Raw genomic sequence first — 26,661 nt, 5'->3', positions numbered from 1 at the left:
ATCAAACTCCAATCAGATGGCAGTGGCCGCGACCTTGAGGGTCGGCGGCGGGTTGTCATCAGAGTTTGGGGCTGAGTTCAGGATTTCAAGGGCTCTTCAATTTTGAAATGGCCGCGGGCCGTGGCAATCGGTTCGCCTTCGGTGGTTTGCCAGGCCGTAATCGCCACGTTTGCCACGCGCCGGCCCTGGCGGCAAACCTGACATTTGGCCCAGGTGTCGCGAAACTGCCCGGCTCGCAGGTAGTCGAGGGAGAAGTCGATGATCTTCGGCACACCGGGCGAACCGGTGAAAATCAGCAGGTGCAGCGCTGCGGACAGCTCCATGAACCCGGCGATCACCCCACCGTGGATGGCGGGCAGCAAAGGGTTACCAATGTTGTCCTTGTTGGCCGGCAGGCGAAACAGCAACTCATCCCCGACACGCGAACACTCGACGCCGATCAGTTTGGCGTAGGGAAGCAAATGCAGCAGCGAGGCGTAATCGCCCTGCTCGTGGGCCTGCTGAAGTTGTTCCTTGAACGTGTCAGTCATTTCGCACCTCCGGCGATCGCACCGCCAAAACCCTTGGTGCCTTTGACGGCCTTGCCCATGCGCATGAATGTGCCGACGACATGGGCGATCGGCTGCTCGGGATCGTCCTGGTAGGCAAAGCCGCGGGCGAAGATCACGTCGGTGGTCACCCGGTAGCATTGGGCGAAACCGTAGACATCCTTGTGAGGCTCGGCGGCGTGCATGTAGTCGATGCGCAAATCGAGGGTCGGGCAGACTTCAAATTCGGGCAGGACGCAGAGGGTCGACATGCCGCAGGCGGTGTCCATCAGTGAGGTCAGCGCCCCGCCATGGATCACCCCGGTTCGCGGATTGCCTACGATTTGCGGGCTGTACGGCAGGATGACCGTCAGTCCGTCGCTGCTGGCGCTGTGAACGCGCAAACCCAATACCTGACAATGCCTGAGCGCGGAAAGAAATCGCGTCGCGCGCTCAAAAACGGGGTTTTCGGCCATGTGATAAACACTCTTTTTAGTACTCGAAAATCGTATTCAGCGTATTCGTAAAAGTTCCCGTGGGAATAATCTTATATATCTGAACGAATTGAGGAACTTAACCCTGATGGCTGTGCTCGAAAGGCCAGTAGATATTTTCCATAAGGAGATACACCCCATGCGTAAGACTTTAGCTATTGCCTTGATGTTGACCGCTTCCCTCGGTCTCGCTGCTTGCGATAAAAAATCCGAGGACAAAGCTCAAGATGCTAACCAACATGCCGAGCAAGCTCAGCAAGACATGAACAAAGCTCAGGATAAAGTGAACGACGCTGCGAAAGAAAACGCCGAAGCCGCCAAAGCTCAGGCTGAATCGGATGCAGCGGCAGCAAAAGAAGCACCTAAAAACTAAAACAGTTTTTAGCGTGATAAAGAAAACCCGCCAAGTGCGGGTTTTCTTTTGCCTGTGATTTGTCCCGCTAGAGCAAAATAGTTCTAAAAGTCGGACTAATCATCAGCAGCAACGAACACACTAGTCCGATGAACCACACCAGACTCCGCTGCCAGGCAAGATCTGCCCAATAGCACAGCAAATAAATGATCCGGGTGATCACGAAGATGATTGCCAGCGAATCGATCAGCCACCCGGCCGTTTGCGTGGTGTGCGCCATCAACACTCCCACCGCAAATAATATGAATGCCTCGAAGCAGTTTTGATGAGCCGCCACCGCGCGGGCGCCAAAACCGGTGAGTTGCGCTTGTTGCTGACGCGGCAGGTGATTGTCGTAACCGCCCTGCTCTTTCATGGCCTTGGCCACCGGAATCTTTGCCACGTAAATCAGCAAGGCGCTGATAAACACGCACCAGAACGGAATACTCATCAAGCGGCCTCTTTGTTGGCTTCGGGCAATGGCGCCTCTGTAGGGGTATAGACCATCACATCGAGAACGTCGGAATGAAACTCCCGGCGATACAACACCAGCACCACGCCGGCACTCATCAACATGAACAGCCACGGGCTGACAAACCAGGCCAGCATGGTCATGCCGAAGTAGTAAGAACGCAGGCCAAAGTTGAACTGGTTGGCGGCCATGGAAATAACCCGGGCCGCGCGGGCCGCAAAGGCTTTGCGCTCTTGTTCAGACACGTGGCGCTCGCCAACCATTGGCGCCGACCCGATCAAAATGGCGGCGAAGTTGTACTGGCGCATGCACCAACTGAAGGTGAAGAACGCGTAGACAAACACCAGCGCCAGACACAGCAACTTGATCTCGGACATGCCTTGCGACGCCTGCTGCACCATCGGAATATCCGCCAGCAACGACACGGCCCGTTCGGACGCGCCGAGCACCGTAAGAATACCGGCCAGGATAATCAGCGTGCTGGAAGCAAAGAACGAGGCGTTGCGCTCCAGATTGCCGACCACGCTGGCGTCGGCGATGCGGTTATCGCGCAGCAGCATACGGCGCATCCAGTCTTCACGGTACAAGTGCAGCACACTGGCCAGGCACGCGGTGTCGCGGCCTTTCCACGAGGCGTATCGGGTGTAACCACCCCAGCAGATGACAAACCAGACGGCGGCGAGGATGTGGATGATGTTGGCGTGGATGAACGACATGCAGGTCCTTGTGATGTGAGATCGGTACACCGAAACCCTGTGGGAGCGGGCTTGCTCGCGAAGACGGCTTATCATTCAACATTGATGTCGACTGACCCACCGCCTCGCGAGCAAGCCCGCTCCCACAGGGGATTTGCAGTGTTTCGACGTTAGCTGACAAAAAAAGACACCGCATCACGCGCATAAAAAATGCCCCGTATCGATTGATACGGGGCATTTCTGTAGAGGCTCAAGACCCGCTTGTGGCGGGCCATGAAGCCGCTTAAGCCAGCGCTTCTTCGCGCTTGCCCAGCAGACGGTCGCACACCACCGCAACCACCAGGGTCATCACCGACGGCACCAGCCACGCCAGGCCCTGCTCGCTCAGTGGCAAGTGGGACAGCTGAGTCGGCATCCAGTCCGCCAGACCCGCGCCCTTGAGCGCATCGATCATGCCGAAGATGAACGACACCAGCATCACCGGGCCAACGATACGGCCCTGTTCATGCCAGAAGTCCTTGCAGAAGCTCAGCGCTACCAGGGCGATGCACGGTGGGTAAATCGCGGTCAGCACCGGGATCGAGAACGCAATCAGATTGGTGAGGCCCAGGTTGGACACCAGCAGGGAGAATGCGGCGAGGATGATGACCAATGTCTTGTAAGACAACGGCAGCACACGGCTGAAGTATTCAGCGCAAGCGCAGGTCAGACCGACCGCCGTGACCAGACAGGCCAGGGAGATCAGCACCGCCAGGAAGCCGCTGCCCAACGAACCGAAGGTATGCTGAACATAAGCGTGCAGCACCGCGGCGCCGTTGGTTGCACCCGCCGCCACTTCATGGCTGCCGGAACCCAGCCGGAACAGGCTGACGTACACCAGCGCCAGGCCCACGCCAGCGATCAAACCGGCGATGATCGCGTAACGGGTGATCAGCGCTGGAGACTCGACGCCACGGGAGCGGATCGCGTTGACGATGACGATGCCGAACACCAGCGCGCCAAGGGTATCCATGGTCAGGTAACCATTGATGAACCCCTGGGAGAACGGTGCCGCGACATACTCAGGCGTGGCCACGCCAATATCGCCGGCCGGCAGTGCGAACGCGGCGATGCCGAGGGCGGCCAGGGCGATGATCTTCAGCGGCGCGAGGAAACGTCCCACGGTATCCAGCAAACGGCCCGGATACAGCGAAATGAAGAACACCAGCAGGAAGTACACCGAGCTGTAGAGGAACAGCGCCAACGGGCTTTCGCCGGTCAGCGGCGCCAGGCCCACTTCGAACGACACGGTTGCGGTGCGCGGCGTGGCGAACAACGGGCCAACCGCGAGGTAACACGCCGCAGCCAGCAAACCGCCGGCGACTTTGCCGATCGGGCTGCTCAGCGCATCCATCGCGCCGCCGACCTTGGCCAGTGCAACCACCGTGATGACCGGCAGACCGACCGCTGTGATCAGAAAGCCCAGTGCCGCCATCCAGACATTGGGCCCGGACTGTAAGCCGACGATAGGCGGGAAGATGATGTTGCCAGCCCCGACAAACAGGGCAAACGTCATAAAACCAAGTGCCAGGATGTCCTGGCCTTTCAACACTTTCATTAAGGAAATACCACACTACTGAATCGGAATTTAGAGAGGGATTTCCCTGAGGGGTGAGGGAAATGCTGTCGGTCCGTATAGGACTGACCCGTTTAGCGCGACGCTTCCTTGTGGGACGCAAACGCAAAAATGGCGGCTAGCCTAACGAATTTGCCCGACAAACGCACTGTTAAGGGGCGATCTATCCGATACGCGACATTTCTGTGTCGCGTTTACATATTTTATTTACTTGCACAGAACCCCGTGGCGAGGGGATTTATCCCCGTTGGGTCGCGAAGCGGCCCCAAAACCTGCATTCGAGGTGTATCAGATGCACCGCATACAATGGTTTTACGACTGCCGCGCAGTCGAACGGGGATAAATCCCCTCGCCACAACGGCCCATCACAATCTCCAGAAACGACAAAGGCCACCCGAAGGTGGCCTTTGTTTGGTGAAGCGTCAGGTAAGCGCGAGGCTTACTTGATCGCCCAACCGGTCAGCTCGGACAAAGCCTTGCCGATGTCTGCCAGCGAACGCACGGTTTTAACGCCTGCGTCTTCCAGGGCAGCAAACTTCTCGTCTGCAGTGCCTTTGCCGCCAGAGATGATTGCGCCAGCATGGCCCATGCGCTTGCCCGCAGGGGCAGTCACACCAGCGATGTAGGAAACAACCGGCTTGGTCACGTGTGCCTTGATGTAGGCAGCCGCTTCTTCTTCAGCCGAACCGCCGATCTCACCGATCATTACGATCGCTTCGGTCTTCGGGTCTTCCTGGAACAGCTTCAGGATGTCGATGAAGTTCGAACCCGGGATCGGGTCACCGCCGATGCCGACGCAAGTCGACTGACCGAAACCGGCGTCAGTGGTCTGCTTAACAGCTTCGTAGGTCAGGGTGCCGGAACGGGAAACGATACCGACCTTGCCTGGCAAGTGAATGTGACCTGGCATGATGCCGATCTTGCATTCACCTGGAGTGATCACGCCTGGGCAGTTAGGACCGATCAGGACTACGCCCAGTTCGTCGCACTTGACCTTGGCATCCAGCATGTCCAGGGTAGGAATGCCTTCAGTGATGCAAACGATCAGCTTGATGCCGCCGAATGCTGCTTCCAGGATGGAGTCCTTGCAGAAAGGAGCTGGAACATAGATCACGCTGGCGGTGGCGCCAGTGGCAGCTACAGCATCTTTCACGGTGTTGAACACTGGCAGGCCCAGGTGCTCGGTGCCGCCTTTGCCAGGAGTTACGCCGCCAACCATCTTGGTGCCGTATTCGATGGCTTGCTGGGTGTGGAAACTACCTTGCGAACCGGTAATACCCTGGCAGATAACTTTGGTGTCTTTATTGATCAGGACGCTCATTATTTGCCCTCCGCAGCTTTAACGACTTGTTGAGCAGCGTCGGTCAGGCTGGTAGCAGCGATGATGTTCAAACCGCTTTCTGCCAGTACTTTAGCGCCCAGCTCAGCGTTGTTGCCTTCAAGGCGAACAACAACCGGGATTTTCACGCCGACTTCTTTCACGGCGCCAATGATGCCTTCGGCAATCATGTCGCAACGAACGATGCCGCCGAAGATGTTGACCAGTACTGCAGCGACGTTAGTGTCGGACAGGATGATCTTGAACGCTTCGGTAACGCGTTCTTTGGTAGCACCGCCGCCCACGTCGAGGAAGTTGGCTGGTTTGCCGCCATGCAGGTTGACGATGTCCATGGTACCCATGGCCAGGCCAGCACCGTTGACCATGCAACCGATGTTGCCTTCCAGCGCTACATAGTTCAGTTCGAACTTGGCAGCGTGCGCTTCGCGCGGATCGTCTTGCGACGGATCGTGGAAAGTCTTCAGCTTAGGCTGACGGTACATGGCGTTGGCGTCGATGTTGATCTTGGCGTCGAGGCAATGCAGATCGCCGTCAGCCTTGATCACCAGCGGGTTCACTTCCAGCAGAGCCAGGTCGTGATCCTTGAACAGCTTGGCCAGACCTACGAAGATCTTGGCGAACTGAGCAACTTGCTTGCCTTCCAGACCCAGCTGGAATGCCAGCTCGCGACCCTGGAATGGCTGAGCGCCAACCAGTGGATCGATAGTGGCTTTCAGAATTTTTTCTGGTGTGTCGTGAGCGATTTTCTCGATGTCCACGCCACCTTCGGTGGAAGCCATGAACACGATGCGACGGCTCGAACGGTCAACGACAGCGCCCAGGTACAGCTCTTTAGCGATATCAGTGCACGATTCAACCAGGATCTTGGTGACTGGCTGGCCGTTGGCGTCAGTCTGGTAAGTCACCAGACGCTTGCCCAGCCACTGCTGTGCGAAGGCCTTGGCGTCTTCTTTGCTGCGAACCAGCTTTACGCCGCCCGCTTTACCGCGACCACCTGCGTGAACCTGGGCTTTGACAACCCATTCGGTCCCGCCGATTTTGTCGCACGCTTCTGCTGCTGCTTCCGGGGTGTCTACGGCGAAACCCTGGGATACTGGCAGGCCGTATTCAGCGAACAGCTGCTTACCCTGATACTCGTGAAGATTCATGCTTATTACCGTCTTCGTTAGGTACTGCGCATTCGGTGCTGCACTTGTTCAAGTGCCGCACCACCTGTGACTGCTGCTTGCGTACGTGTTCCGGATAACCGGTGAGCCTACGCAAGGCTGCGTCCGGCGGACATTCCGCGGTGAGTCTTGCACGCAAGGCTCACGACGGGCCTTCCGCCGTGGTTTCTTATTGTCTTGTCTTAACGCTTCTTGCGGTTGGCAATGTGGATGGCGCCGCCATTCACAGCCAAAGCTGCTTCGTGCAAGGCTTCAGACAGGGTCGGATGGGAGAAAACCATCATGCCCAGGTCTTCAGCGCTGGTGCCGAATTCCATGCCGATCGCGCCCTGCTGAACCAGTTCTGCAGCGCTCGGGCCAATCACGTGGACGCCCAATACGCGGTCAGTCTTGGCATCGGCAATGACTTTGACGAAACCGCCGGTGTCGTTGGCTGCCATGGCACGGCCACTGGCTGCGAACGGGAAGGTGCCAACGTTAACTTCAACGCCTTCAGCCTTCAAGACCTGCTCGGTTTTACCGACCCACGCGATTTCCGGGTGAGTATAAATAACAGACGGGATCAGGTCATAGTTGATTTGGGCTTTGTGGCCCTTGATGCGCTCAACCACCATGATGCCTTCTTCGGACGCCTTGTGCGCCAGCATCATGCCGCGAACCACGTCACCGATCGCGTAAACGCCCGGCACGCTGGTGGCGCACTGGTCGTCAACGAATACGAAACCGCGCTCGTCGATGTTCACACCGCTGTCGGCAGCCAACAGTTCGGTGGTCACTGGACGGCGACCAACGGCAACGATCAGCTTGTCGAAGGTGATGTTCTGTTCGCCGTTGGCATCGGTGTAGTTCACAACGACTTCGTCGCCGTTCACTTTGGAACCGGTGACGCGAGCGCCCAGCTTGATGTCCAGACCTTGTTTGGTCAGGGTCTTGAAGGCTTCCTTGGAAACGGCTTCGTCAGCGGCTGGCAGGAACTTCTCCAGCGCTTCCAGGACAACCACTTGCGAACCCAGACGCGACCACACCGAACCCAGTTCCAGACCGATGACGCCAGCGCCGATCACGCCCAGACGCTTAGGTACGGATTGGAATTCCAGAGCGCCGGTCGAATCGACAATCACGTTCTGGTCAACCGGAGCCGGTGGAATGTCGATAGGACGCGAACCCGAAGCCAGAATCACGTTCTCGGCTTCGATGATTTCGACGGTGCCGTCCGGCTTGGTCAGTTCGACTTTCTTGCCGGCCAGCAGTTTGCCGTGGCCTTGCAGGGAAGTAACGCCGTTCGCCTTGAACAGGGTAGCAACGCCAGAGGTCAGGCCTTTGACGATGTTGGCTTTACGGCCAACCATTGCCGCCACGTCCATGGTCACGCCAGCGTGATTGATACCGTGGATGGCGAAGCCTTCTTTGGCTTCCTTGTATTTCCAGGAGCTGTCCAGCAGCGCCTTGGATGGAATGCAGCCGACGTTCAGGCAAGTACCGCCGAGGGCCAGTTTGCCTTCCTTGTCGGTGTATTTCTCGATGCAGGCAGTGGAGAGGCCCAGTTGCGCTGCTTTAATGGCAGCCACGTAACCGCCAGGGCCCGCGCCAATCACTACCACGTCGAATTTCTGAGTCATGTGTCATTCCTTCTCGAATCAAACCGGACTATCCCTTTTGGGGATTGTCGTGGGACGAAGCTGGTCATTACAGGAGGGCCGCCCATCACTGGCCGGCCCGTGCAACGAAATCAGATATCCAGCAGCAAACGAGCCGGGTCTTCCAGCAGGTTCTTGATGGTAACCAGGAAGGTCACAGCTTCTTTGCCATCGATCAGACGGTGATCGTAGGACAGAGCCAGGTACATCATCGGACGGATTACGACCTGACCGTTGATCGCCATAGGACGCTGCAGAATGTTGTGCATGCCCAGGATGGCCGCTTGTGGCGGGTTGACGATCGGGGTCGACATCATCGAACCGAAGGTACCACCGTTGGTGATGGTGAACGTACCGCCGGTCATTTCGTCCATCGACAGTTTGCCGTCGCGAGCCTTCTTGCCGAAGGTGGCGATGCCGCCTTCGATTTCAGCCAGGCTCATCAGTTCGGCGTTACGCAGAACCGGTACAACCAGGCCGCGGTCGCTGGAAACAGCCACACCGACGTCAGCGTAGCCGTGGTAAACGATGTCGGCACCGTCGATCGACGCGTTGACAGCCGGGAAGCGTTTCAGCGCTTCGGTGGCAGCCTTGACGAAGAACGACATGAAGCCCAGGCGTACGCCGTTGTGGGACTTCTCGAACAGGTCCTTGTACTTCGAACGCAGGGCCATGACTTCAGTCATGTCGACTTCGTTGAAGGTGGTCAGCATCGCCATGTTCGACTGCGCTTCTACCAGGCGCTTGGCCACGGTAGCGCGAACGCGGGTCATTGGAACGCGCTTCTCGATGCGGTCGCCAGCGGCAAACACAGGAGCAGCGGCAGCCGGGGCTGCAGCCTTGGCAGGCGCGGCAGCCGGAGCGGCTTTCTTGGCAGCAACGGCTGCAACCACGTCTTCCTTGGTCACACGACCGCCTTTGCCAGTGCCGGCAACGGAGGCGATGTTGATGCCGTTTTCTTCAGCCAGCTTGCGAGCAGCCGGTGCAGCAACAGGATCGTCTTCGCCTTCAGCGGCTGGAGCAGCAGCTTGTGCGGCGGCCGGAGCAGCGGCAGCAGCTGGGGCGGCAGCAGCGCCGCCCGCTTCGATGGAGCCCAGGACTTCGTCGGACAGAACGGTGTCGCCTTCGTTCTTGACGATAGCGCCCAGCACACCGTCGGCGGTAGCCAACACTTCCAGCACAACCTTGTCGGTTTCGATGTCGACGATCAGGTCGTCACGCTTTACAGCGTCGCCCGGTTGTTTGTGCCAGGTGGCAACGGTGCCATCGGCAACCGATTCCGGGAAAGTGGGGGCTTTGATTTCGATAGCCATTATCTGTGAGTCCTTAAATTCGGTTTCAGGTGCGCGAAGGCGTTAAACAGTAAAGGCGTCTTGCAGCAGTTTTTCCTGCTGCTCAGCGTGCATCGATGCATAACCACAAGCAGGTGCAGCAGAAGCATCACGGCCGGCGTATTCGAGTACGAGCGACTTGTTGTGATTGCCAACGATGCGGCGCATGTGATGCTGGCTGCAGTACCAGGCACCCTGGTTCATCGGCTCTTCCTGACACCAAACGATATGTTTGAGGTTGGTGTACGGAGCCAGGACTTCGTTCAAGTCGTCCTCAGGGAATGGGTACAGCTGCTCGATACGCACGATGGCGATGTCATCACGACCTTCGGCACGACGTTTTTCCAGCAGGTCGTAGTAGACCTTGCCGCTACACAGAACAACGCGCTCGACCTTTTTCGGGTCCAGTGCATCGATTTCCGGGATCACGGTCTGGAACGAACCTTCGGCCAGATCTTCCAGGGTCGATACGGCCAGTTTGTGACGCAGCAGCGACTTCGGAGTCAGAACGATCAATGGCTTGCGCAGCGGGCGAATCACCTGACGGCGCAGCAAGTGATAGATCTGCGCCGGGGTAGTCGGTACAGCCACCTGAATGTTGTGCTCGGCGCACAGTTGCAGGTAACGCTCCAGACGTGCCGACGAGTGCTCCGGCCCCTGACCTTCGTAACCGTGCGGCAGCAGCATGGTCAGACCGCAGAGACGGCCCCACTTGTGCTCGCCACTGGTGATGAACTGGTCGATAACCACCTGGGCACCGTTGGCGAAGTCGCCGAACTGGGCTTCCCAGATCACCAGCGCCTCAGGCGTGGTGGTCGAGTAACCGTATTCGAACGCCAGCACGGCTTCTTCGGACAGGAACGAATCGTACAGGTCGAAACGCGGCTGGCCCTTGTACAGGTTTTGCAGCGGAACGTAGGTTCCCGCGTCTTTCTGGTTGTGCAAGACAGCGTGACGGTGCGAGAACGTACCGCGACCGATGTCCTGACCCGTCATGCGAATCGGGTGACCTTCGAACGCCAGGGTCGCGTACGCCATGGTTTCAGCGTAACCCCAGTTGATCGGCAGGCCGCCGGCTTGCATCTTCTGACGGTCTTCGTAGATTTTCGAGACCTGGCGCTGAACCACGAAGCCTTCCGGAATTTCCAGCAGCTTGGCGGACAGTTCCTGCAAGGTTTTCAGGTCGAAGCGGGTGTCATGACGTGCGGTCCAGGCGTGGCCCAGATACGGACGCCAGTCCACGAACAACTCTTTGTTCGGCTCTTTGACCAGGCTTTTTACAACATGCAGACCGTTGTCCAGCGCGTTGCGGTATTCGTCGACTTTCGCCTGAACACGCTCTGCGTCAAGTACGCCGCCCTGGGTCAGACGATCGGCATACTGCTCACGGGTGGTGCGCTGTTTGGTGATCTGCTGATACATGATCGGCTGGGTGCCGCTTGGCTCGTCGGCCTCGTTGTGGCCGCGACGACGGTAGCAGACCAGGTCGATCACCACGTCACGCTTGAACTGCATGCGGTAATCGATGGCCAGCTGGGTCACGAACAAAACGGCTTCCGGATCATCACCATTCACATGGAGGATCGGCGCCTGGATCATTTTCGCAACGTCGGTCGCGTACTCGGTGGAACGCGAGTCCAGCGGGTTGCTGATGGTGAAACCAACCTGGTTGTTGATCACGATGTGCACAGTGCCGCCGGTCTTGAAACCGCGGGTCTGCGACATCTGGAAGGTTTCCATCACCACGCCCTGACCGGCGAATGCCGCGTCACCGTGGATGGAGATCGGCAGAACCTTCTCGCCGGTAGGGTCGTTACGACGATCCTGACGGGCGCGAACCGAACCCTCGACCACTGGAGATACGATTTCCAGGTGAGACGGGTTGAAGGCCATCGCGAGGTGAACTTCACCGCCGGTGGTCATGACGTTGGACGAGAAGCCCTGGTGATATTTAACGTCACCGGAACCCAGCTCGACCTTCTTCTTGCCTTCGAACTCGTCGAACAGCTCGCGCGGGTTCTTGCCGAAGGTGTTGACCAGCACGTTCAGACGGCCACGGTGGGCCATGCCAATGACGATTTCCTTGGTGCCGTAGGAACCGGAACGCTGGATCAGTTCGTCGAGCATCGGAATCAGGCTCTCGCCGCCTTCCAGACCGAAACGCTTGGTGCCCGGGTATTTGGTGCCCAGGTATTTTTCCAGACCTTCGCCGGCAGTAACACGCTCAAGCAAGTGGCTCTTGATGTCGGCGGAATACGTCGGGCGACCACGCACGCTTTCCAGACGCTGCTGGAACCACTGGCGCTGCTCGGAATCGGTGATGTGCGTAAATTCAGCGCCGATGGTGCGGCAATATGTCTGCTGCAACGCTTCGTGAATTTCGCGTAGGCTCGCCTCCTCTTTGCCGATGAACAGGTCGCCGGCACGGAAGGTCGTATCAAGATCGGCATTGGTCAAGCCGTAATGATTGATCGACAGGTCTGCAGGTGCAGGACGCTGCCACAGCCCCAGCGGGTCAAGCTGGGCTGCCTGGTGGCCACGCATACGGTAGGCCTGGATCAATCGCAGCACTTCAACTTGCTTCTTCTCGTGCTCACTGCTCACGCTGCCGGCGGAAACCGGTTGGGCGCGGCGCTGGTTCTTTGCCAGCAGCACGAAATGATCGCGAATTGTGGAGTGCGAAACATCGGTGGCAGGGTTGCCGTCAGCCGGCAACTTCTGAAAGTAGGTGCGCCACTCTTCTGGCACAGCGTTAGGGTCGTGCAGGTAGAGCTCATAAAGCTCTTCCACATAGGCAGCGTTACTACCGGATAGGTAGGCGCTGTTCCACATGCGCTGCATCACGCTTTCTTGCATGCTTGGTCACCCTCGGTTAGGGGAACACCACCGGCGTCGACACCGAGCAAACTTGCAGAAGTCCGAATGCAGCGACCAAAACAAGCCACTTAGGATCACGCTGATAGTCCGGGTACCAGCCCGGATGCCCCTGCTTGTCTCATTTCTTCAAAATAAGAGCCGCAGCCTTATAAGCTGCTGCTCAGGTTAAAACTACGGCGCCGGTTGAAGCCTGCGCCGTAGCATCTACGGGTACAGCGGTCCTGCCTTCTGAATCACACGCCGCTTTGCAGCAGCATGTTACGTACGTGACCGATGGCCTTAGTCGGGTTCAGGCCTTTCGGACAGACGTTGACGCAGTTCATGATCCCGCGGCAGCGGAATACGCTGAACGGGTCATCCAGTGAAGCCAGACGCTCGGCAGTCTTGGTGTCGCGGCTGTCTGCCAGGAAGCGGTACGCTTGCAGCAGGGCAGCTGGACCCAGGAACTTGTCCGGGTTCCACCAGAAGGACGGGCAAGAGGTCGAGCAGCAAGCGCACAGGATGCACTCGTACAGACCGTCGAGCTTTTCACGCTCTTCAGGAGTCTGCAGACGTTCGATGGCCGGAGCCGGCGTGTCGTTCTGCAGGAATGGCTTAACCTTCTCGTATTGCTTGTAGAAGATGCTCATATCGACGACCAGGTCACGGATAACCGGCAAACCTGGCAACGGACGAACGATCAGCTTGTTACCTTTTACGACAGAAGACAGCGGCGTGACACACGCCAGGCCGTTTTTGCCGTTGATGTTCATGCCGTCGGAACCGCAAACACCTTCACGGCAAGAGCGACGATAGGAGAAACCTTCGTCCTGCTCTTTGATCAGGGCCAGCACGTCCAGCACCATCAGGTCTTTACCACCGGTGTCGACCTGGAATTCCTGCATGAACGGCGCAGCGTCCTGATCAGGGTTGTAGCGATAAACACTGACTTGCAACATGGCGGCCACCCTTAATAAGTCCGAATCTTAGGTTCAAAAGTCGGAACAGTCTTCGGCGAGAAGTTCACAGCACGCTTGGTCACGCGCTTGTCACCCGGGAAGTACAGGGTGTGGCACAGCCAGTTTTCGTCGTCGCGATCTTCGTAGTCTTCACGGGCGTGAGCGCCGCGGGACTCTTTGCGGATCTCTGCAGCGATGGCAGTGGCTTCGGCCACTTCCAGCAGGTTCTGCAGTTCCAGGGCTTCGATTCGAGCGGTGTTGAACGCCTGGCTCTTGTCGTTGATCTTGACGTTGGCGATACGGCCACGCAGATCAGCCAGCTGGGCAATACCCTTCTGCATGTATTCGCCGGTACGGAATACACCGAAGTAGTTCTGCATGCAGCTTTGCAGCTCTTTACGCAGGGTGGCGACGTCTTCGCCTTCGGTACGCGAGTTCAGGCCATCGAGACGAGCCAGGGCTGCGTCGATGTCGGACTGGCGAGGACGGGCGTAATCAACGCCTTCTTTCAGGGTCTGCTCCAGGAACAGGCCGGCCGCACGGCCGAATACCACCAGGTCGAGCAGCGAGTTGCCGCCCAGACGGTTGGCACCGTGAACCGATACGCACGCCACTTCGCCCACTGCGAACAGACCAGGAATGATCTGGTCGACGCCGTCGGCGTCCTGGGTGATTGCCTGGCCATGAATGTTGGTGGCTACGCCGCCCATCATATAGTGGCAGGTTGGAACGACCGGAATCGGCGCCACGGCTGGATCGACGTGGGCGAAGGTCTTGGACAGTTCCATGATGCCTGGCAGACGGCTGTGCAGAACTTCTTCACCGAGGTGATCGAGTTTCAGCATTACGTGGTCGCCATCCGGACCGCAACCGTTGCCGGCGATGATTTCTTTAACCATCGAGCGAGCAACAACGTCACGACCAGCCAGGTCTTTGGCGTTCGGAGCATAACGCTCCATGAAACGCTCGCCGTGCTTGTTGATCAGGTAACCGCCTTCACCGCGGCAACCTTCAGTAACCAGCACACCAGCGCCGGCGATGCCGGTCGGGTGGAACTGCCACATTTCAATGTCTTGTACCGGCACGCCAGCACGCAGGGCCATGCCGACGCCGTCACCGGTGTTGATCAGGGCATTGGTGGTGGACGAGTAGATACGACCTGCACCGCCAGTCGCCAGTACGGTGGCGTTAGCGCGGACGTAGGAAGTTTCGCCAGTTTCGATGCAGATGACGATCATGCCGACAAAGGCACCATCTTCGTTCTTCACCAGGTCGACGCCGTAGTATTCGTTGAGGAATACGGTGCCGGCCTTCAGGTTGGCCTGGTACAGGGTGTGCAGCAGCGCGTGACCAGTACGGTCGGCAGCGGCGCACGTACGTGCAGCCTGGCCACCTTTACCGAAGTCTTTCGACTGACCGCCGAACGGACGCTGATAGATGCGGCCCTGCTCGGTACGGGAGAACGGCAAGCCCATGTGCTCAAGTTCGAAAACAGCTTCCGGGCCTACGGAACACATGTATTCGATAGCGTCCTGGTCACCGATGTAGTCGGAACCCTTGACGGTATCGTACATGTGCCAGCGCCAGTCATCGTTCGGATCAGCCGAGGCGATGGCGCAGGTGATGCCACCCTGGGCGGATACAGTGTGCGAACGAGTCGGGAAAACCTTGGTAACCACGGCAGTCTTGTGACCACCTTGTGCCAGCTGCAGCGCAGCGCGCATGCCAGCACCGCCGCCGCCAATGATGATGGCGTCGAACGAAAGCGTATTAACGGTAGTAGACATGAATCAGATACCCCAGAGAATCTGCACACCCCAGACGAAGTAAGCGAACATCGCAACGCCGCATACTGCCTGGAAAAGGAAACGTATTGCAGTCGCGGACTTGCCGAACGCCATTGGCGTCAGGTAGTCGGTCGCGATGGTCCACATGCCGACCCAGGCGTGAGCGCCGAGGGCAACGAGGGCCAGGAGACTGAAAATACGCATCCAGTTGCTTGCGAACAGTTCATGCCATTGGGCGTAGCCGATGCCAGGGTTGGCGACGACGTATCCGATCAGGAAAATGAAATAAGCCGCGAGAACGACCGCAGACACACGTTGTGCCATCCAGTCATAGAGGCCCGAACGCGACAGGTTCGTGACGTTAGTTACCATATCCAGACTCCTGCCAGAACGATTACCACCACGGAAACGGCGATAACGATTTTCGAGCCCAGTTTGCCGCCTTCAAGCGACTCGCCGATGCCCATGTCCATCATCAAATGGCGCACACCGGCAACCAGGTGATACAGCAAGGCGGACAGGATGCCCCAAATCACTAGCTTGGCTAGCGGACTGGTCAGACACGCTTTCACCTGACCGAAGCCTTCTTCCGAGTCGAGCGACTTGTCCAATGCATAAAGCATGATGGCCAGGCTGACGAAGAGAATGATTCCGGAGATTCGGTGAAGAATGGACGTGTAAGCAGTGACTGGGAGTTTGATGGTCCTTAGGTCTAGGTTTACAGGTCGTTGGCTATTCACGGCTTTTTTTCACACTGAAGAGCCCCTAACAATCAGGGCAAAGTTGTTGGGGAGTGCACTGGTCAGGTACCCACCACCCAGGGAGTGCGACCCCCAGTAAAGCAGGCCCAAAAGCCCCTGGCGGTCGGAGGCCGAGTATAGACAGTTAGGCTACTAATGACAACGCGTTCACCTTCCCCTAATAGCTCATTGCACAAGTTGGATAAAAGGCGTAAATGGCAGTCAATTTCGAGGAAAAAGTCCGGTTAAAGCCTTCTGGAGCAAGACTTTAGGCAAATTGACATTCGAATTTATCTCACTATAGTGGTGCGGGCCCTGCGTGGGGGGTCTGTCTGATGATTTCAAGCATAAATAGGAGGCCACATGGCTGACAAAAAAGCGCAGTTGATCATCGAGGGCGCAGCCCCCGTCGAGCTGCCCATTTTAACCGGCACCGTTGGTCCCGATGTAATCGATGTTCGGGGCCTGACGGCCACGGGCCGTTTCACCTTTGACCCTGGTTTCATGTCGACAGCTTCCTGCGAGTCGAAGATCACCTATATCGACGGCGACAACGGCATTCTGCTGCACCGCGGTTACCCGATCGAACAGCTGGCTGAAAAATCGGACTACCTGGAAACCTGCTATCTGCTGCTCAACGGCGAATTGCCGACCGCAGAACAGAAGGCCCAGTTCGTCAGCACCGTGAAGAACCACACCATGGTTCACGAGCAGCTGAAGACCTTCTTCAACGGCTTCCGTCGCGACGCCCACCCAATGGCCGTCATGTGCGGTGTAGTCGGCGCCCTCTCGGCCTTCTACCACGACTCCCTGGACATCAATAACCCGCAGCATCGCGAAATATCCGCGATTCGCCTGGTTGCCAAGATGCCGACCCTGGCAGCGATGGTTTACAAGTACTCCATGGGCCAACCCATGATGTACCCGCGCAACGACCTGACGTACGCGGAAAACTTCCTGCACATGATGTTCAACACCCCGTGCGAGATCAAACCGATCAGCCCGGTACTCGCCAGCGCCATGGACAAGATTTTCATCCTCCATGCCGACCACGAGCAGAACGCATCGACTTCCACTGTACGCCTGGCCGGTTCTTCGGGTGCCAACCCGTTCGCCTGTATCGCCGCCGGCATCGCTGCACTGTGGGGCCCTGCCCACGGCGGCGCGAACGAAGCTGTTCTGACCATGCTTGATGAAATTGGCGATGTGTCGAACATCGACAAGTACATCGCCAAGGCCAAGGACAAGAACGATCCGTTCAAGCTGATGGGCTTCGGTCACCGGGTTTACAAAAACCGCGACCCGCGCGCCACCGTGATGAAGCAGACCTGCGACGAAGTGTTGAAGGAACTGGGGATCAAGCACGACAAGCAACTCGAACTGGCCATGCGCCTGGAAGAGATCGCGCTGACCGACCCGTACTTCATCGAACGCTCGCTGTACCCGAACGTCGACTTCTACTCGGGGATCATCCTCAAGGCGATCGGCATTCCAACCAGCATGTTCACCGTGATCTTCGCTCTGGCGCGGACTGTCGGCTGGATCTCCCACTGGAAAGAAATGCTCTCCAGCCCGTACAAGATTGGCCGTCCGCGCCAGCTGTACACTGGCTACGAGTCGCGTGACATTACCAAGCTGGAAGACCGCAAATAAGACCTGTCTTGCGATAACGTCTTAAGTTGTACCGGGAACGGCCTCTATTTATATAGAGGCCGTTTTTGTTTGTGTGGTTTCAGTGGTATCAGCGGCCAGTGGGCCGACTGGGTTTTGGGTTGGGTGCATATCCGTTTCTGCGGTGACGGCTACTGGCGGTTTCGCTCTTACAGCGACTCACTTTTCCAGACGCCGAAAAGTAAGCAAAAGGCTTCGCCCCGGCGTACGGCGCCTCGCTGAGGCTCCGCGTTCCCTCGCTACGGTGTCCATCAGGGGGCATCGCCTACGGTCTGCTTCGCGACGACCTCCTCTCGATGTGTGCGGCTTCGCCGCACGGCGCTACGCGCCTAACCCCCTGATGAACACCTACGCTCGGCCTGCCGAAGGGGCGAAAGATCAAGATCAAGATCAAGATCAACGTCAAAAGCCAAAGCCAAAGCCAAAGCCAAAGCCAAAGCCAAAGCCAAAGCCAAAGCCAAAGCCAAAGCCTTCGGGAAGCTTGCGTACATCCGCAAGTACAGGTCGGCTACCAAGCCGCCTTCGCAGGCAAGCCAGCTCCCACAGGGTTCGGTGTATACCTGCAAGAGATTGGTCGGCTGTCAGGCCGCCATCGCGAGCAGGCTCACGCCCACATAAAGCAGATCGACGACACCTGCTTCTCACCACTCATCAGGCCGAGCGTTAGCTCGCCTTCAGCTTTTGATCTTGATCTGCCCGCCCCTTCGGGAGGCTGAGTGGAGGTGTTCATCCGGGGAGTGGCGCGCAGCGCCGTTCGACGCAGTCGAACACGCTGCATGTAGGTCGTCGCGAAGCAGACCGGAGGGCAGTGTCCCCGGATGGATACCGGAGCGAAGGTACGCCGAGCCCAGGCGAGGGGCCGGACGCTCGGGGCGAGCCTTTTTTTGCTTACTTTTTTTTGGCGTTTGAAAAAAAAGTGAGTCGCCGTAAGGGCGAAACCGCCAGCCGCCGTTACCGCAGGAATGGATATGTACACCTGAAAGAACATGGTCGGCTATCAGGCCGCCATCGCAGGCAAGCCAGCTCCCACAGATTCAACCCAACGCCCAAAAAAATACCCCAATCTCTCGACCGGGGCATTTTTCGTTTAACGCAACTTACACAGACAAACTCGAAGCCTTAGTGAGAAACCGCCCCACTCGCCCCCAACCCGGTCTGCGAACGAACAAACTGCGGGAAGAACAGCGCACGCTCATTAACGCCAGCCGCGGACTTGTCAGTGATCGAGAAGAACCAGATCCCGACAAACGCAATGGCCATCGAGAACAACGCCGGGTACTCATACGGGAAGATAGCCTTCTCGTGATGCAGGATCTGCACCCAAATGGTTGGCCCAAGCACCATCAAACCAACAGCGCTGATCAGACCCAACCAGCCACCGATCATCGCACCGCGAGTGGTCAGTTTCTTCCAGTACATGGAAAGCAGCAGCACCGGGAAGTTACAGCTCGCCGCGATGGAGAACGCAAGGCCCACCATGAACGCGATGTTCTGGCTTTCGAACAGAATGCCCAGACCGATCGCCAGCACCGCCAAAGCGATGGTGGTGATTTTCGAGACACGGATCTCATCCTTCTCGTTGGCCTTGCCTTTCTTGATCACGCTGGCATACAGGTCGTGAGACACCGCCGAAGCACCGGCCAGGGTCAAACCGGCAACCACTGCCAGAATGGTCGCGAACGCTACCGCCGAGATGAAGCCCAGGAAAATACTGCCACCCACCGCGTTGGCCAGGTGCACCGCCGCCATGTTGTTGCCGCCCAACAGCGCGCCAGCCGCATCTTTAAAGACCGGGTTAGTGCTGACCAGCAGGATCGCACCGAAGCCGATGATGAAAGTCAGGATGTAGAAGTAGCCAATGAAGCCGGTTGCGTACAGCACGCTCTTGCGAGCTTCCTTCGCGTCACTCACGGTAAAGAAGCGCATCAGAATGTGCGGCAGGCCAGCGGTACCAAACATCAGTGCCAGGCCGAGGGAGAACGCGGAAACCGGATCTTTCACCAGACCGCCCGGGCTCATGATCGCTTCGCCTTTGGCGTGAACCTTGATCGCCTCGGAGAACAGCGTGTTGAAGTCAAAGTTGACATGCTTCATCACCATCAGCGCCATGAACGAGGCACCGGACAGCAACAGTACTGCCTTGATGATCTGCACCCAAGTGGTCGCCAGCATGCCGCCGAACAGCACGTACATGCACATCAGGACGCCGACCAGGATCACGGCTACATGGTAATCCAGACCGAACAGCAACTGGATCAGCTTGCCGGCCCCGACCATTTGCGCGATCAGGTAGAACGCCACCACCACCAGCGAACCGCAAGCGGACAGCGAGCGAATCTGGGTTTGCCCAAGGCGGTAGGACGCCACATCGGCAAAGGTGTACTTACCCAGGTTACGCAGGCGCTCGGCGATCAGGAACAGAATGATCGGCCAGCCCACCAGGAAGCCGATCGAGTAGATCAGGCCATCGTAGCCGGAGGTGAACACCAGAGCGGAAATACCCAGGAAGGACGCCGCGGACATGTAGTCACCGGCAATCGCCAGACCGTTCTGGAAACCGGTGATCTTGCCGCCAGCCGCATAGTAGTCGGCCGCCGAGTTGTTTTTCTTGGAGGCCCAGTAGGTGATATACAAAGTCGCGCCGACAAACGCCACGAACATCAGGATCGCGGCGACGTTCAGCGGTTGTTTCTGCACGGCGCCGGTCAGGGCTTCAGCCGCCCAGGCACCCGGTGCGAATGCTGCAACGCTCAATAGAGCCAATAGACGCCGGATCATTGCTGAGCCTCCTTGAGAATCAGATTGTTCAGGTCGTCGAATTCGCCATTGGCGCGTCGTACGTAGATTGCAGTCAGGACAAAGGCCGAGAGAATCAGCCCGACACCAATCGGTATCCCCCAGGTAATCGAAGACTCGGGGTTGATTTTCGCCCCAAGAATATGCGGCCCGTAAGCAATCAAAAGGATGAATCCGGAGTACAGCCCAAGCATGATCGCCGAAAGAATCCAGGCGAACCTTTCTCGCTTACTAACCAGCTCCTTGAAGCGCGGGCTGTTTTGAATCGAGAGGTAAATGCTGTCGTTCATTGTTTTTATCCTCGCAGCACAGATTAAAGTTGGAACGTTATCCACTCTATGCGGCTGCGGAACTGGTTCCAGACGACCTTAGTATTAGAACGACATGACGGTCTGGCCATTTTCCAGCAGATAATAATTAGCCAGCTTTGCACCCTTCTCCTGCGGAAAAGAAAAAGGCCCGTTGGCAGAACTGCCAAAGGGCCTTGAGAGGTGCTGATTAGAGGCTTCAGCTCAAATCACTTGATCCAGTCTGCAACGCGCTCAGGGTGTTTTGCCACCCAATCCTTCGCCGCGGCTTCAGGCTTGGCGCCATCTTGAATCGCCAACATGACTTCGCCGATTTCGTCTTTCGACGCCCACTGGAAGTTCTTCAGGAACTTGGCAACTTCGGGTGCCTTGGTCGCCAGTTCTTTGCTGCCGATGTTGTTTACGGTTTCAGCCGCGCCATAAACGCCTTTCGGGTCGTCCAGGAAGCGCAGTTTCCACTTGGCGAACATCCAGTGCGGCACCCAACCGGTCACGGCAATGGATTCGTTCTTCTTCTCGGCACGGGTCAGCTCGGCAATCATGCCGGCGCCGGAACTGGCCTTGAGTTGATACCCGGTCAGATCGTAATCCTTGATCGCCTGCTCGGTTTTAAGCATCACGCCCGAACCGGCGTCGATGCCGACGATGCGTTTTTTGAAGGTGTCGTCAGTTTTCAGATCATCAATGGTTTTGGCCTTGACGTATTCCGGCACGATCAAGCCGATTTTTGCATCCTTGAAGTTCGGACCGTAATCGACGACTTGATCCTTGTTCTTGGTCCAGTATTCGCCGTGAGTCACCGGCAGCCAGGCCGACAACATGGCGTCGAGTTTACCGGTGGCCACACCCTGCCACATGATCCCGGTGGCGACGGCTTGAAGTTTCACGTCGTAACCCAGCTTTTGCTTGATCACTTCGGCGGCCACATGGGTGGTCGCGACGCTGTCGGACCAGCCGTCAACGTAACCGATGCTCAGGGTTTTGCTCTCGGCATTGGCCATCGTGGAGCCAATCGCAAGCACCAGAGCGGCACCGGCGCCTAAAAGTCGTCGCATCTTCATCGTTACTTCCCCGAAAGTGCTGCGCTCGACGGGTGCCGAGTCGCGTCAACGTATTGTTATGGTGCACAGCGCCCCCATCACACCCACCGCAAACTCGTTCGAACATCAGCGTGATTTTCAATGAGAGCACTGATGCGTCGATCATCAACCTGACGACAACCGCGACCTGCTCTGTCAGCGACCTCAAGGCATCGAGAAACGACATCAGATCGCCATTAATCTAGTGCACAGAAAGCACACCGGCCAATCCGCCTGAACTTTGCATGTCAAAATCATGCAAGGGCCCAAGTGCGGGGTAAATGCAGGTAACATGCGCGGCTTTGCTCCCAGACGGCCTGACCATGCCCGCGACATCCCGCTTTCCTTTTCTGGCTTATCTCTTCGCTTGCCTGCTGGGGCTGTTTGCCCTTGGCGGCTTCTGGTATGGCCTCGGTAAACCGGTGGTTCTGCCGGACGTGGCCAGTGCGACGCACAAGCTGCAGTGCGCCTCCTATACCCCGTTCGACAAAGACCAGTCGCCGTTCGACGTGCCGTTCAAATTGCGCCCCGAGCGCATGGACGCCGACCTGGCGCTGCTGGCCAAAAGCTTCGAATGCATTCGCACCTATTCCATGACCGGTCTCGAGGCCCTGCCCGATCTGGCCCGCAAGCATGGTCTGAAACTGATGATCGGTGCCTGGGTCAACAGCAACCCGGTGGACACCGAGAAAGAAGTCGACCTGCTGATCGCCTCGGCCAACGCCAATGCGGACGTGGTGACTTCGGTGATCGTCGGCAACGAAACCCTGCTGCGCAAGGAAATCACCGGTGCGCAACTGGCGAAGCTGATCAATAAAGTCAAAAGTCAGGTCAAGCAGCCGGTCACTTACGCCGACGTCTGGGAGTTTTGGCTCAAGCACCCGGAAATCGCCCCGGCGGTGGATTTCCTGACCATCCATTTGCTGCCGTATTGGGAAGACGATCCATCGAACATCGACGCAGCGCTGCAGCACGTGGCTGAAGTGCGTCAGGTGTTCGGCAACAAATTCGCGCCCAAGGACGTGGTGATTGGCGAAACCGGTTGGCCGAGCGAAGGCCGCCAGCGCGAAACCGCCCTGCCGAGCCGGGTTAACGAAGCCAAGTTCATCCGTGGTTTTGTCATCATGGCCGAACAGCAAGGCTGGCATTACAACCTGATCGAAGCCTTCGACCAGCCCTGGAAACGCGCCAGCGAAGGTGCCGTCGGTGGTTACTGGGGGCTGTTCGACGCTGATCGCCAGGACAAAGGCGTGCTGGCCGGCCCTGTGTCGAACGTGCCGTACTGGTCGCAGTGGCTGGCCGTTGGCGGCTTGATCTTCCTTGGCACGCTGATGCTCGGCGGGCGTGTACGCACCACGCGCGCCGCCTTGGTGCTGCCGCTGCTCGGCGCACTGGCGGCGTGCTCGATTGGCGCGTGGGGCGATCTGGCGCGTGTCACTACCCGATTTGCGAGTGAATGGTTGTGGGTGGCGTTGCTGACGGGGTTGAATCTGCTGGTACTGGCGCATGCCGCGCTGACGCTGAGCGCCCGAACTGGCTGGCGTGAGCGGGCGTTCAATGCACTGGAACGTCGAGCGGGCTGGTTGGTCGCTGCGGCAGGTTTTGCGGCGGCGGTGATGATGCTGGAGCTGGTGTTCGATCCGCGTTATCGCAGTTTCCCGAGTGTCGCGTTCATCCTGCCGGCACTGGTTTACCTGTGCCGCCCGGTGAACGTGCCGCGCCGTGAAATCGCCCTGCTGACCTTCATCATAGGCGCCGGCATTGCGCCGCAGCTGTACGTTGAAGGCTTGCAGAACCAGCAGGCCTGGGGTTGGGCTCTGGTGAGTGTGTTGATGGTTGCCGCGTTGTGGCGCTGTTTGCGGGTTCGCAAGGCCTGATCTTCAGCGCGGCTACCGGCCTCATCGCGAGCAGGCTCGCTCCCACAGTTGATCTCTGTCGCTCAGATGATCCCTGTGGGAGCGAGCCCGCTCGCGATAACGGACTGTCAGGCGCTGCGGGAAGCCCTGACCAGACGCAGAGCAGCAATCACCACCGCAAAAACAGCCAAAGTAGTGTTGTACAACGCCAGCGCCGGAAACCCGAACACCAGCGCCAGCACCGCCAGCCACCACCCCGCCCGACCCGGCACCACAAACCCGATGATCGCGGCGGCCAATGCGGCGTAGCCCAACATCTTGAAGTGAATCATCAAGCCCAGGCTCGAACGAATCTGGCATTCCCAACGACTCGACTCGTCCACACAGACGCCAACCCACTGCGCATCCTCCATAAAGCCATAACGCGCGCCATAACTGGCGGCCAGCCATAACGGCAGCAGAACGAGTAGCAGAATCACAGGCAGACGGCGAGACATGAAGCACTCCAATAAACGAAAACGGCGGCCAGCTTAATCCCCCGACAGCACTTAGCAAACGCGCATAGCAGATAATTGGTCACGAAATAGCTGCAAAGTGTATCGTCCAGCTACTATTGATCCGAAATACGCCCTGATTGGTGCCGCAGCATGGCACTTTGGCGCAAACCCCGTGGTCATAGCCTGCGAACTTCATTCGGCACCTTCCTCTAAGGGATCTAGTCATGCTCCGTTCCTTGCGCTTCGCCGCCCTGTTTGGCGGCCTTATTTTGAGTGCGTCCGCACTGGCGGTCGATATCGACGCCGCCAGTTATGGCTACCCCTTGACCAACCCGTTCGAGGCGACTATCGCCACGACTCCGCCGGACCTGCGTCCGGAGTTGCCGCTGGACGACGACATCGACCAACAGACACGCAGCGTGACCCTGCGCCCAGAGCGTGCATTCGAACTGCCAGACAATTTCTGGCCGGTCAAAAAGCTGACCTACCGCATTGCCACGCAAGACAAGGCAGCGCCGCTGATTTTTCTGATCGCCGGCACCGGTGCGCGTTATGACAGCAGCCTCAACGAGTACCTGAAAAAGCTCTACTACAAGGCCGGTTATCACGTGGTGCAGCTGTCGTCGCCCACCAGCTTCGACTTCATGAGCGCGGCTTCACGCTTTGCCACACCGGGTATCACCAAGGAAGATGCCGAAGACATGTACCGGGTGATGCAGGCCGTGCGGGCGCAAAACCCGAACGTCCCCGTCACTGATTACTACCTGACCGGTTACAGCCTGGGCGCGCTGGACGCGGCCTTCGTCGCGCACCTGGACGAAACCCGTCGCAGCTTCAACTTCAAGAAAGTCTTGCTGCTCAACCCGCCGGTCAACCTCTACACCTCGATCACCAACCTGGACAAGCTGGTCCAGACCGAGGTCAAGGGCATCAACAACAGCACCACGTTCTATGAACTGGTGCTGAACAAGCTGACCCGCTACTTCCAGCAAAAAGGCTACATCGACCTCAACGATGCCCTGCTCTACGACTTCCAGCAGTCCAAGCAGCACCTGACCAACGAACAGATGGCCATGCTGATCGGCACTTCGTTCCGCTTTTCGGCGGCCGACATTGCCTTCACCTCGGACCTGATCAACCGTCGCGGCTTGATCACCCCTCCGAAATACCCGATCACCGAAGGCACCAGCCTCACGCCGTTCCTCAAGCGTGCGCTGCAATGCGACTTCGACTGCTACATCACCGAGCAGGTTATCCCGATGTGGCGCGCCCGCACCGACGGCGGCAGCCTGCTGCAACTGATCGATCAGGTCAGCCTGTATGCCCTCAAGGATTACCTGCACGACAGCCCGAAAATCGCGGTCATGCACAACGCCGACGACGTGATCCTCGGCCCAGGCGACCTCGGTTTCCTGCGCAAGACCTTCGGCGACCGTCTGACCGTTTATCCACTGGGCGGCCATTGCGGCAACCTAAATTACCGCGTCAACAGCGACGCTATGCTGGAGTTCTTCCGTGGCTAAATACCTCCTGCTTATCGCTGCGTTACTCTGTGCAGGCGTCGCCAATGCAGACAACAGCAAAGCCAACGCCCCTGTCGTGGTCGACACTGACGGTTTCAAGGAACCGCTGAGTAAACTCAAGTTCAACCCAGGGCTGGATCAGCGCGAGTTCGAACGTTCCACGCTCAACGCGCTGAACGTCTACGACCCGCTGGAAGAGTGGAACCGCCGGGTTTATCACTTCAACTACCGCTTCGACCAATGGGTGTTTCTGCCGGTGGTCGACGGTTATCGCTACATCACGCCAAGTTTCCTGCGCACCGGCGTGAGCAACTTCTTCAATAACATCGGCGATGTGCCGAACCTGATGAACAGCCTGCTGCAGTTCAAAGGCAAGCGTTCGATGGAAACCACCGCGCGCCTGCTGCTCAACACCACCATCGGCATTGCCGGCCTGTGGGACCCGGCCACCGCCATGGGCCTGCCGCGCCAGGCCGAAGACTTCGGTCAGACCCTGGGCTTCTACGGTGTACCGGGCGGCGCCTACTTCGTGTTACCGATCCTCGGCCCTTCGAACATCCGCGACACCGGCGGCCTGGTGGTGGACTTCAGCGCCGAATCGGCGATCAACTTCCTGAACGTCTCGGAAGTCAGCTCTAACCATCCTGAAGTCTGGGCCCTGCGCGGCGTCGACAAGCGCTACCAGAACAGCTTCCGCTACGGCCAGCTGAACTCGCCGTTCGAGTACGAGAAAGTGCGTTACGTGTACACCGAGTCACGCAAGTTGCAGATTGCCGAGTAAATCCGGCGGCAACAAAAAAGGCCATTCGATGCGGATCGAATGGCCTTTTTAATGGGTATTTTTCAAGCACCACGAAACCACTGTGGGAGCGAGCCTGCTCGCGATGGGGCCAGCACAGTCAACATCTATGCTGACTGACAC

The 26,661-nt window shown here is 57.9% G+C and carries 23 protein-coding genes; 5 read left to right on the top strand and 18 right to left on the bottom strand.

Annotation, left to right across the window (positions count from 1 at the left end):
• Nucleotides 1-77: 77 nt before the first annotated feature.
• Nucleotides 78-530: a PaaI family thioesterase gene (locus ACA053_RS08245; protein WP_497316522.1), complete on the bottom strand. Its 453-nt coding sequence runs from the start codon at nt 528-530 to the stop codon at nt 78-80.
• On the bottom strand, nt 527-1,003 hold the full coding sequence (locus tag ACA053_RS08240; RefSeq protein ID WP_497316520.1) for a PaaI family thioesterase: 477 nt from the start codon (nt 1,001-1,003) through the stop codon (nt 527-529). The genes ACA053_RS08245 and ACA053_RS08240 overlap by 4 nt, the downstream gene beginning before the upstream one ends.
• A 157-nt stretch (nt 1,004-1,160) precedes the next feature.
• Between ACA053_RS08240 and ACA053_RS08235 the strand changes: the two genes are divergently transcribed.
• On the top strand, nt 1,161-1,394 hold the full coding sequence (locus tag ACA053_RS08235) for a hypothetical protein (RefSeq protein ID WP_109635983.1): 234 nt from the start codon (nt 1,161-1,163) through the stop codon (nt 1,392-1,394).
• Nucleotides 1,395-1,461: 67 nt separating this feature from the next.
• Here the strand turns inward: ACA053_RS08235 and ACA053_RS08230 are convergent, their stop codons facing one another.
• The 12 genes from ACA053_RS08230 to sdhC form a co-directional block, all read right to left on the bottom strand.
• Nucleotides 1,462-1,863 carry an MAPEG family protein gene (locus ACA053_RS08230; RefSeq protein WP_109628639.1) on the bottom strand — a complete coding sequence of 134 codons (402 nt, stop codon included), beginning with the start codon at nt 1,861-1,863 and terminating at the stop codon, nt 1,462-1,464.
• Nucleotides 1,863-2,600, bottom strand: a complete 738-nt coding sequence (locus ACA053_RS08225; protein WP_109628638.1) for a DUF599 domain-containing protein — start codon at nt 2,598-2,600, stop codon at nt 1,863-1,865. Before ACA053_RS08225 ends, ACA053_RS08230 begins: the two co-directional genes overlap by 1 nt.
• 262 nt (nt 2,601-2,862) lie before the next feature.
• A complete protein-coding gene (brnQ, locus tag ACA053_RS08220; RefSeq protein ID WP_109628637.1) occupies nt 2,863-4,176 on the bottom strand; it encodes a branched-chain amino acid transport system II carrier protein in 1,314 nt (437 codons plus the stop codon).
• Nucleotides 4,177-4,633: 457 nt separating this feature from the next.
• Nucleotides 4,634-5,515 carry a succinate--CoA ligase subunit alpha gene (gene sucD / locus ACA053_RS08215; RefSeq protein WP_008148605.1) on the bottom strand — a complete coding sequence of 294 codons (882 nt, stop codon included), beginning with the start codon at nt 5,513-5,515 and terminating at the stop codon, nt 4,634-4,636.
• On the bottom strand, nt 5,515-6,681 hold the full coding sequence (gene sucC / locus ACA053_RS08210; RefSeq protein WP_008148602.1) for an ADP-forming succinate--CoA ligase subunit beta: 1,167 nt from the start codon (nt 6,679-6,681) through the stop codon (nt 5,515-5,517). Before sucC ends, sucD begins: the two co-directional genes overlap by 1 nt.
• A 200-nt stretch (nt 6,682-6,881) precedes the next feature.
• Nucleotides 6,882-8,318 carry a dihydrolipoyl dehydrogenase gene (gene lpdA, locus ACA053_RS08205; protein WP_077749772.1) on the bottom strand — a complete coding sequence of 479 codons (1,437 nt, stop codon included), beginning with the start codon at nt 8,316-8,318 and terminating at the stop codon, nt 6,882-6,884.
• Nucleotides 8,319-8,428: 110 nt separating this feature from the next.
• Entirely contained in the window at nt 8,429-9,649 is a 1,221-nt protein-coding gene (gene odhB, locus ACA053_RS08200) for a 2-oxoglutarate dehydrogenase complex dihydrolipoyllysine-residue succinyltransferase (RefSeq protein ID WP_033056077.1), read from the bottom strand.
• A gap of 42 nt (nt 9,650-9,691) precedes the next feature.
• Complete coding sequence (locus tag ACA053_RS08195) at nt 9,692-12,523, bottom strand: 2-oxoglutarate dehydrogenase E1 component (protein WP_497394948.1); 2,832 nt, start codon at nt 12,521-12,523, stop codon at nt 9,692-9,694.
• Nucleotides 12,524-12,777: 254 nt separating this feature from the next.
• Nucleotides 12,778-13,482, bottom strand: a complete 705-nt coding sequence (locus tag ACA053_RS08190; RefSeq protein ID WP_157711726.1) for a succinate dehydrogenase iron-sulfur subunit — start codon at nt 13,480-13,482, stop codon at nt 12,778-12,780.
• Between the two features lie 11 nt (nt 13,483-13,493).
• Nucleotides 13,494-15,269: a succinate dehydrogenase flavoprotein subunit gene (gene sdhA, locus ACA053_RS08185; protein ID WP_008032662.1), complete on the bottom strand. Its 1,776-nt coding sequence runs from the start codon at nt 15,267-15,269 to the stop codon at nt 13,494-13,496.
• 3 nt (nt 15,270-15,272) lie between these two features.
• Nucleotides 15,273-15,641, bottom strand: coding sequence for a succinate dehydrogenase, hydrophobic membrane anchor protein (gene sdhD, locus ACA053_RS08180; protein ID WP_007945134.1), 369 nt, complete (start codon nt 15,639-15,641; stop codon nt 15,273-15,275).
• Complete coding sequence (gene sdhC / locus ACA053_RS08175; RefSeq protein ID WP_082555868.1) at nt 15,635-16,009, bottom strand: succinate dehydrogenase, cytochrome b556 subunit; 375 nt, start codon at nt 16,007-16,009, stop codon at nt 15,635-15,637. Before sdhC ends, sdhD begins: the two co-directional genes overlap by 7 nt.
• A gap of 363 nt (nt 16,010-16,372) precedes the next feature.
• On the opposite strand from sdhC, the gene gltA reads away from it, so the two are divergent.
• Nucleotides 16,373-17,662 (top strand): citrate synthase, encoded by a 1,290-nt coding sequence (gene gltA / locus ACA053_RS08170; protein ID WP_109628635.1) that lies wholly within the window; start codon nt 16,373-16,375, stop codon nt 17,660-17,662.
• A 1,137-nt stretch (nt 17,663-18,799) separates the two neighbouring features.
• Here gltA and ACA053_RS08165 read toward each other — a convergent pair.
• From ACA053_RS08165 to ACA053_RS08155, 3 genes are all read right to left on the bottom strand, one after another.
• Nucleotides 18,800-20,458 carry a cation acetate symporter gene (locus ACA053_RS08165; protein WP_497316510.1) on the bottom strand — a complete coding sequence of 553 codons (1,659 nt, stop codon included), beginning with the start codon at nt 20,456-20,458 and terminating at the stop codon, nt 18,800-18,802.
• Entirely contained in the window at nt 20,455-20,766 is a 312-nt protein-coding gene (locus ACA053_RS08160) for a DUF485 domain-containing protein (RefSeq protein WP_109628632.1), read from the bottom strand. The genes ACA053_RS08165 and ACA053_RS08160 overlap by 4 nt, the downstream gene beginning before the upstream one ends.
• Before the next feature lie 227 nt (nt 20,767-20,993).
• Nucleotides 20,994-21,845: a glycine betaine ABC transporter substrate-binding protein gene (locus ACA053_RS08155; RefSeq protein WP_109628631.1), complete on the bottom strand. Its 852-nt coding sequence runs from the start codon at nt 21,843-21,845 to the stop codon at nt 20,994-20,996.
• A 299-nt stretch (nt 21,846-22,144) separates the two neighbouring features.
• Between ACA053_RS08155 and ACA053_RS08150 the strand changes: the two genes are divergently transcribed.
• Nucleotides 22,145-23,740, top strand: coding sequence for a glycoside hydrolase family 17 protein (locus ACA053_RS08150; protein ID WP_109628630.1), 1,596 nt, complete (start codon nt 22,145-22,147; stop codon nt 23,738-23,740).
• A gap of 107 nt (nt 23,741-23,847) precedes the next feature.
• Here the strand turns inward: ACA053_RS08150 and ACA053_RS08145 are convergent, their stop codons facing one another.
• Nucleotides 23,848-24,216, bottom strand: a complete 369-nt coding sequence (locus ACA053_RS08145) for a hypothetical protein (RefSeq protein ID WP_109628629.1) — start codon at nt 24,214-24,216, stop codon at nt 23,848-23,850.
• Between the two features lie 224 nt (nt 24,217-24,440).
• Between ACA053_RS08145 and ACA053_RS08140 the strand changes: the two genes are divergently transcribed.
• Both ACA053_RS08140 and ACA053_RS08135 read left to right on the top strand, forming a co-directional pair.
• Nucleotides 24,441-25,739, top strand: coding sequence for a serine/threonine protein kinase (locus ACA053_RS08140; RefSeq protein ID WP_109628628.1), 1,299 nt, complete (start codon nt 24,441-24,443; stop codon nt 25,737-25,739).
• A complete protein-coding gene (locus ACA053_RS08135; protein ID WP_497394945.1) occupies nt 25,732-26,520 on the top strand; it encodes an MlaA family lipoprotein in 789 nt (262 codons plus the stop codon). The genes ACA053_RS08140 and ACA053_RS08135 overlap by 8 nt, the downstream gene beginning before the upstream one ends.
• Nucleotides 26,521-26,661: the final 141 nt, after the last annotated feature.

This window comes from Pseudomonas sp. LBUM1672 (genome assembly GCF_059695655.1).
This window is presented reverse-complemented; position numbering and strand designations above follow the sequence as displayed.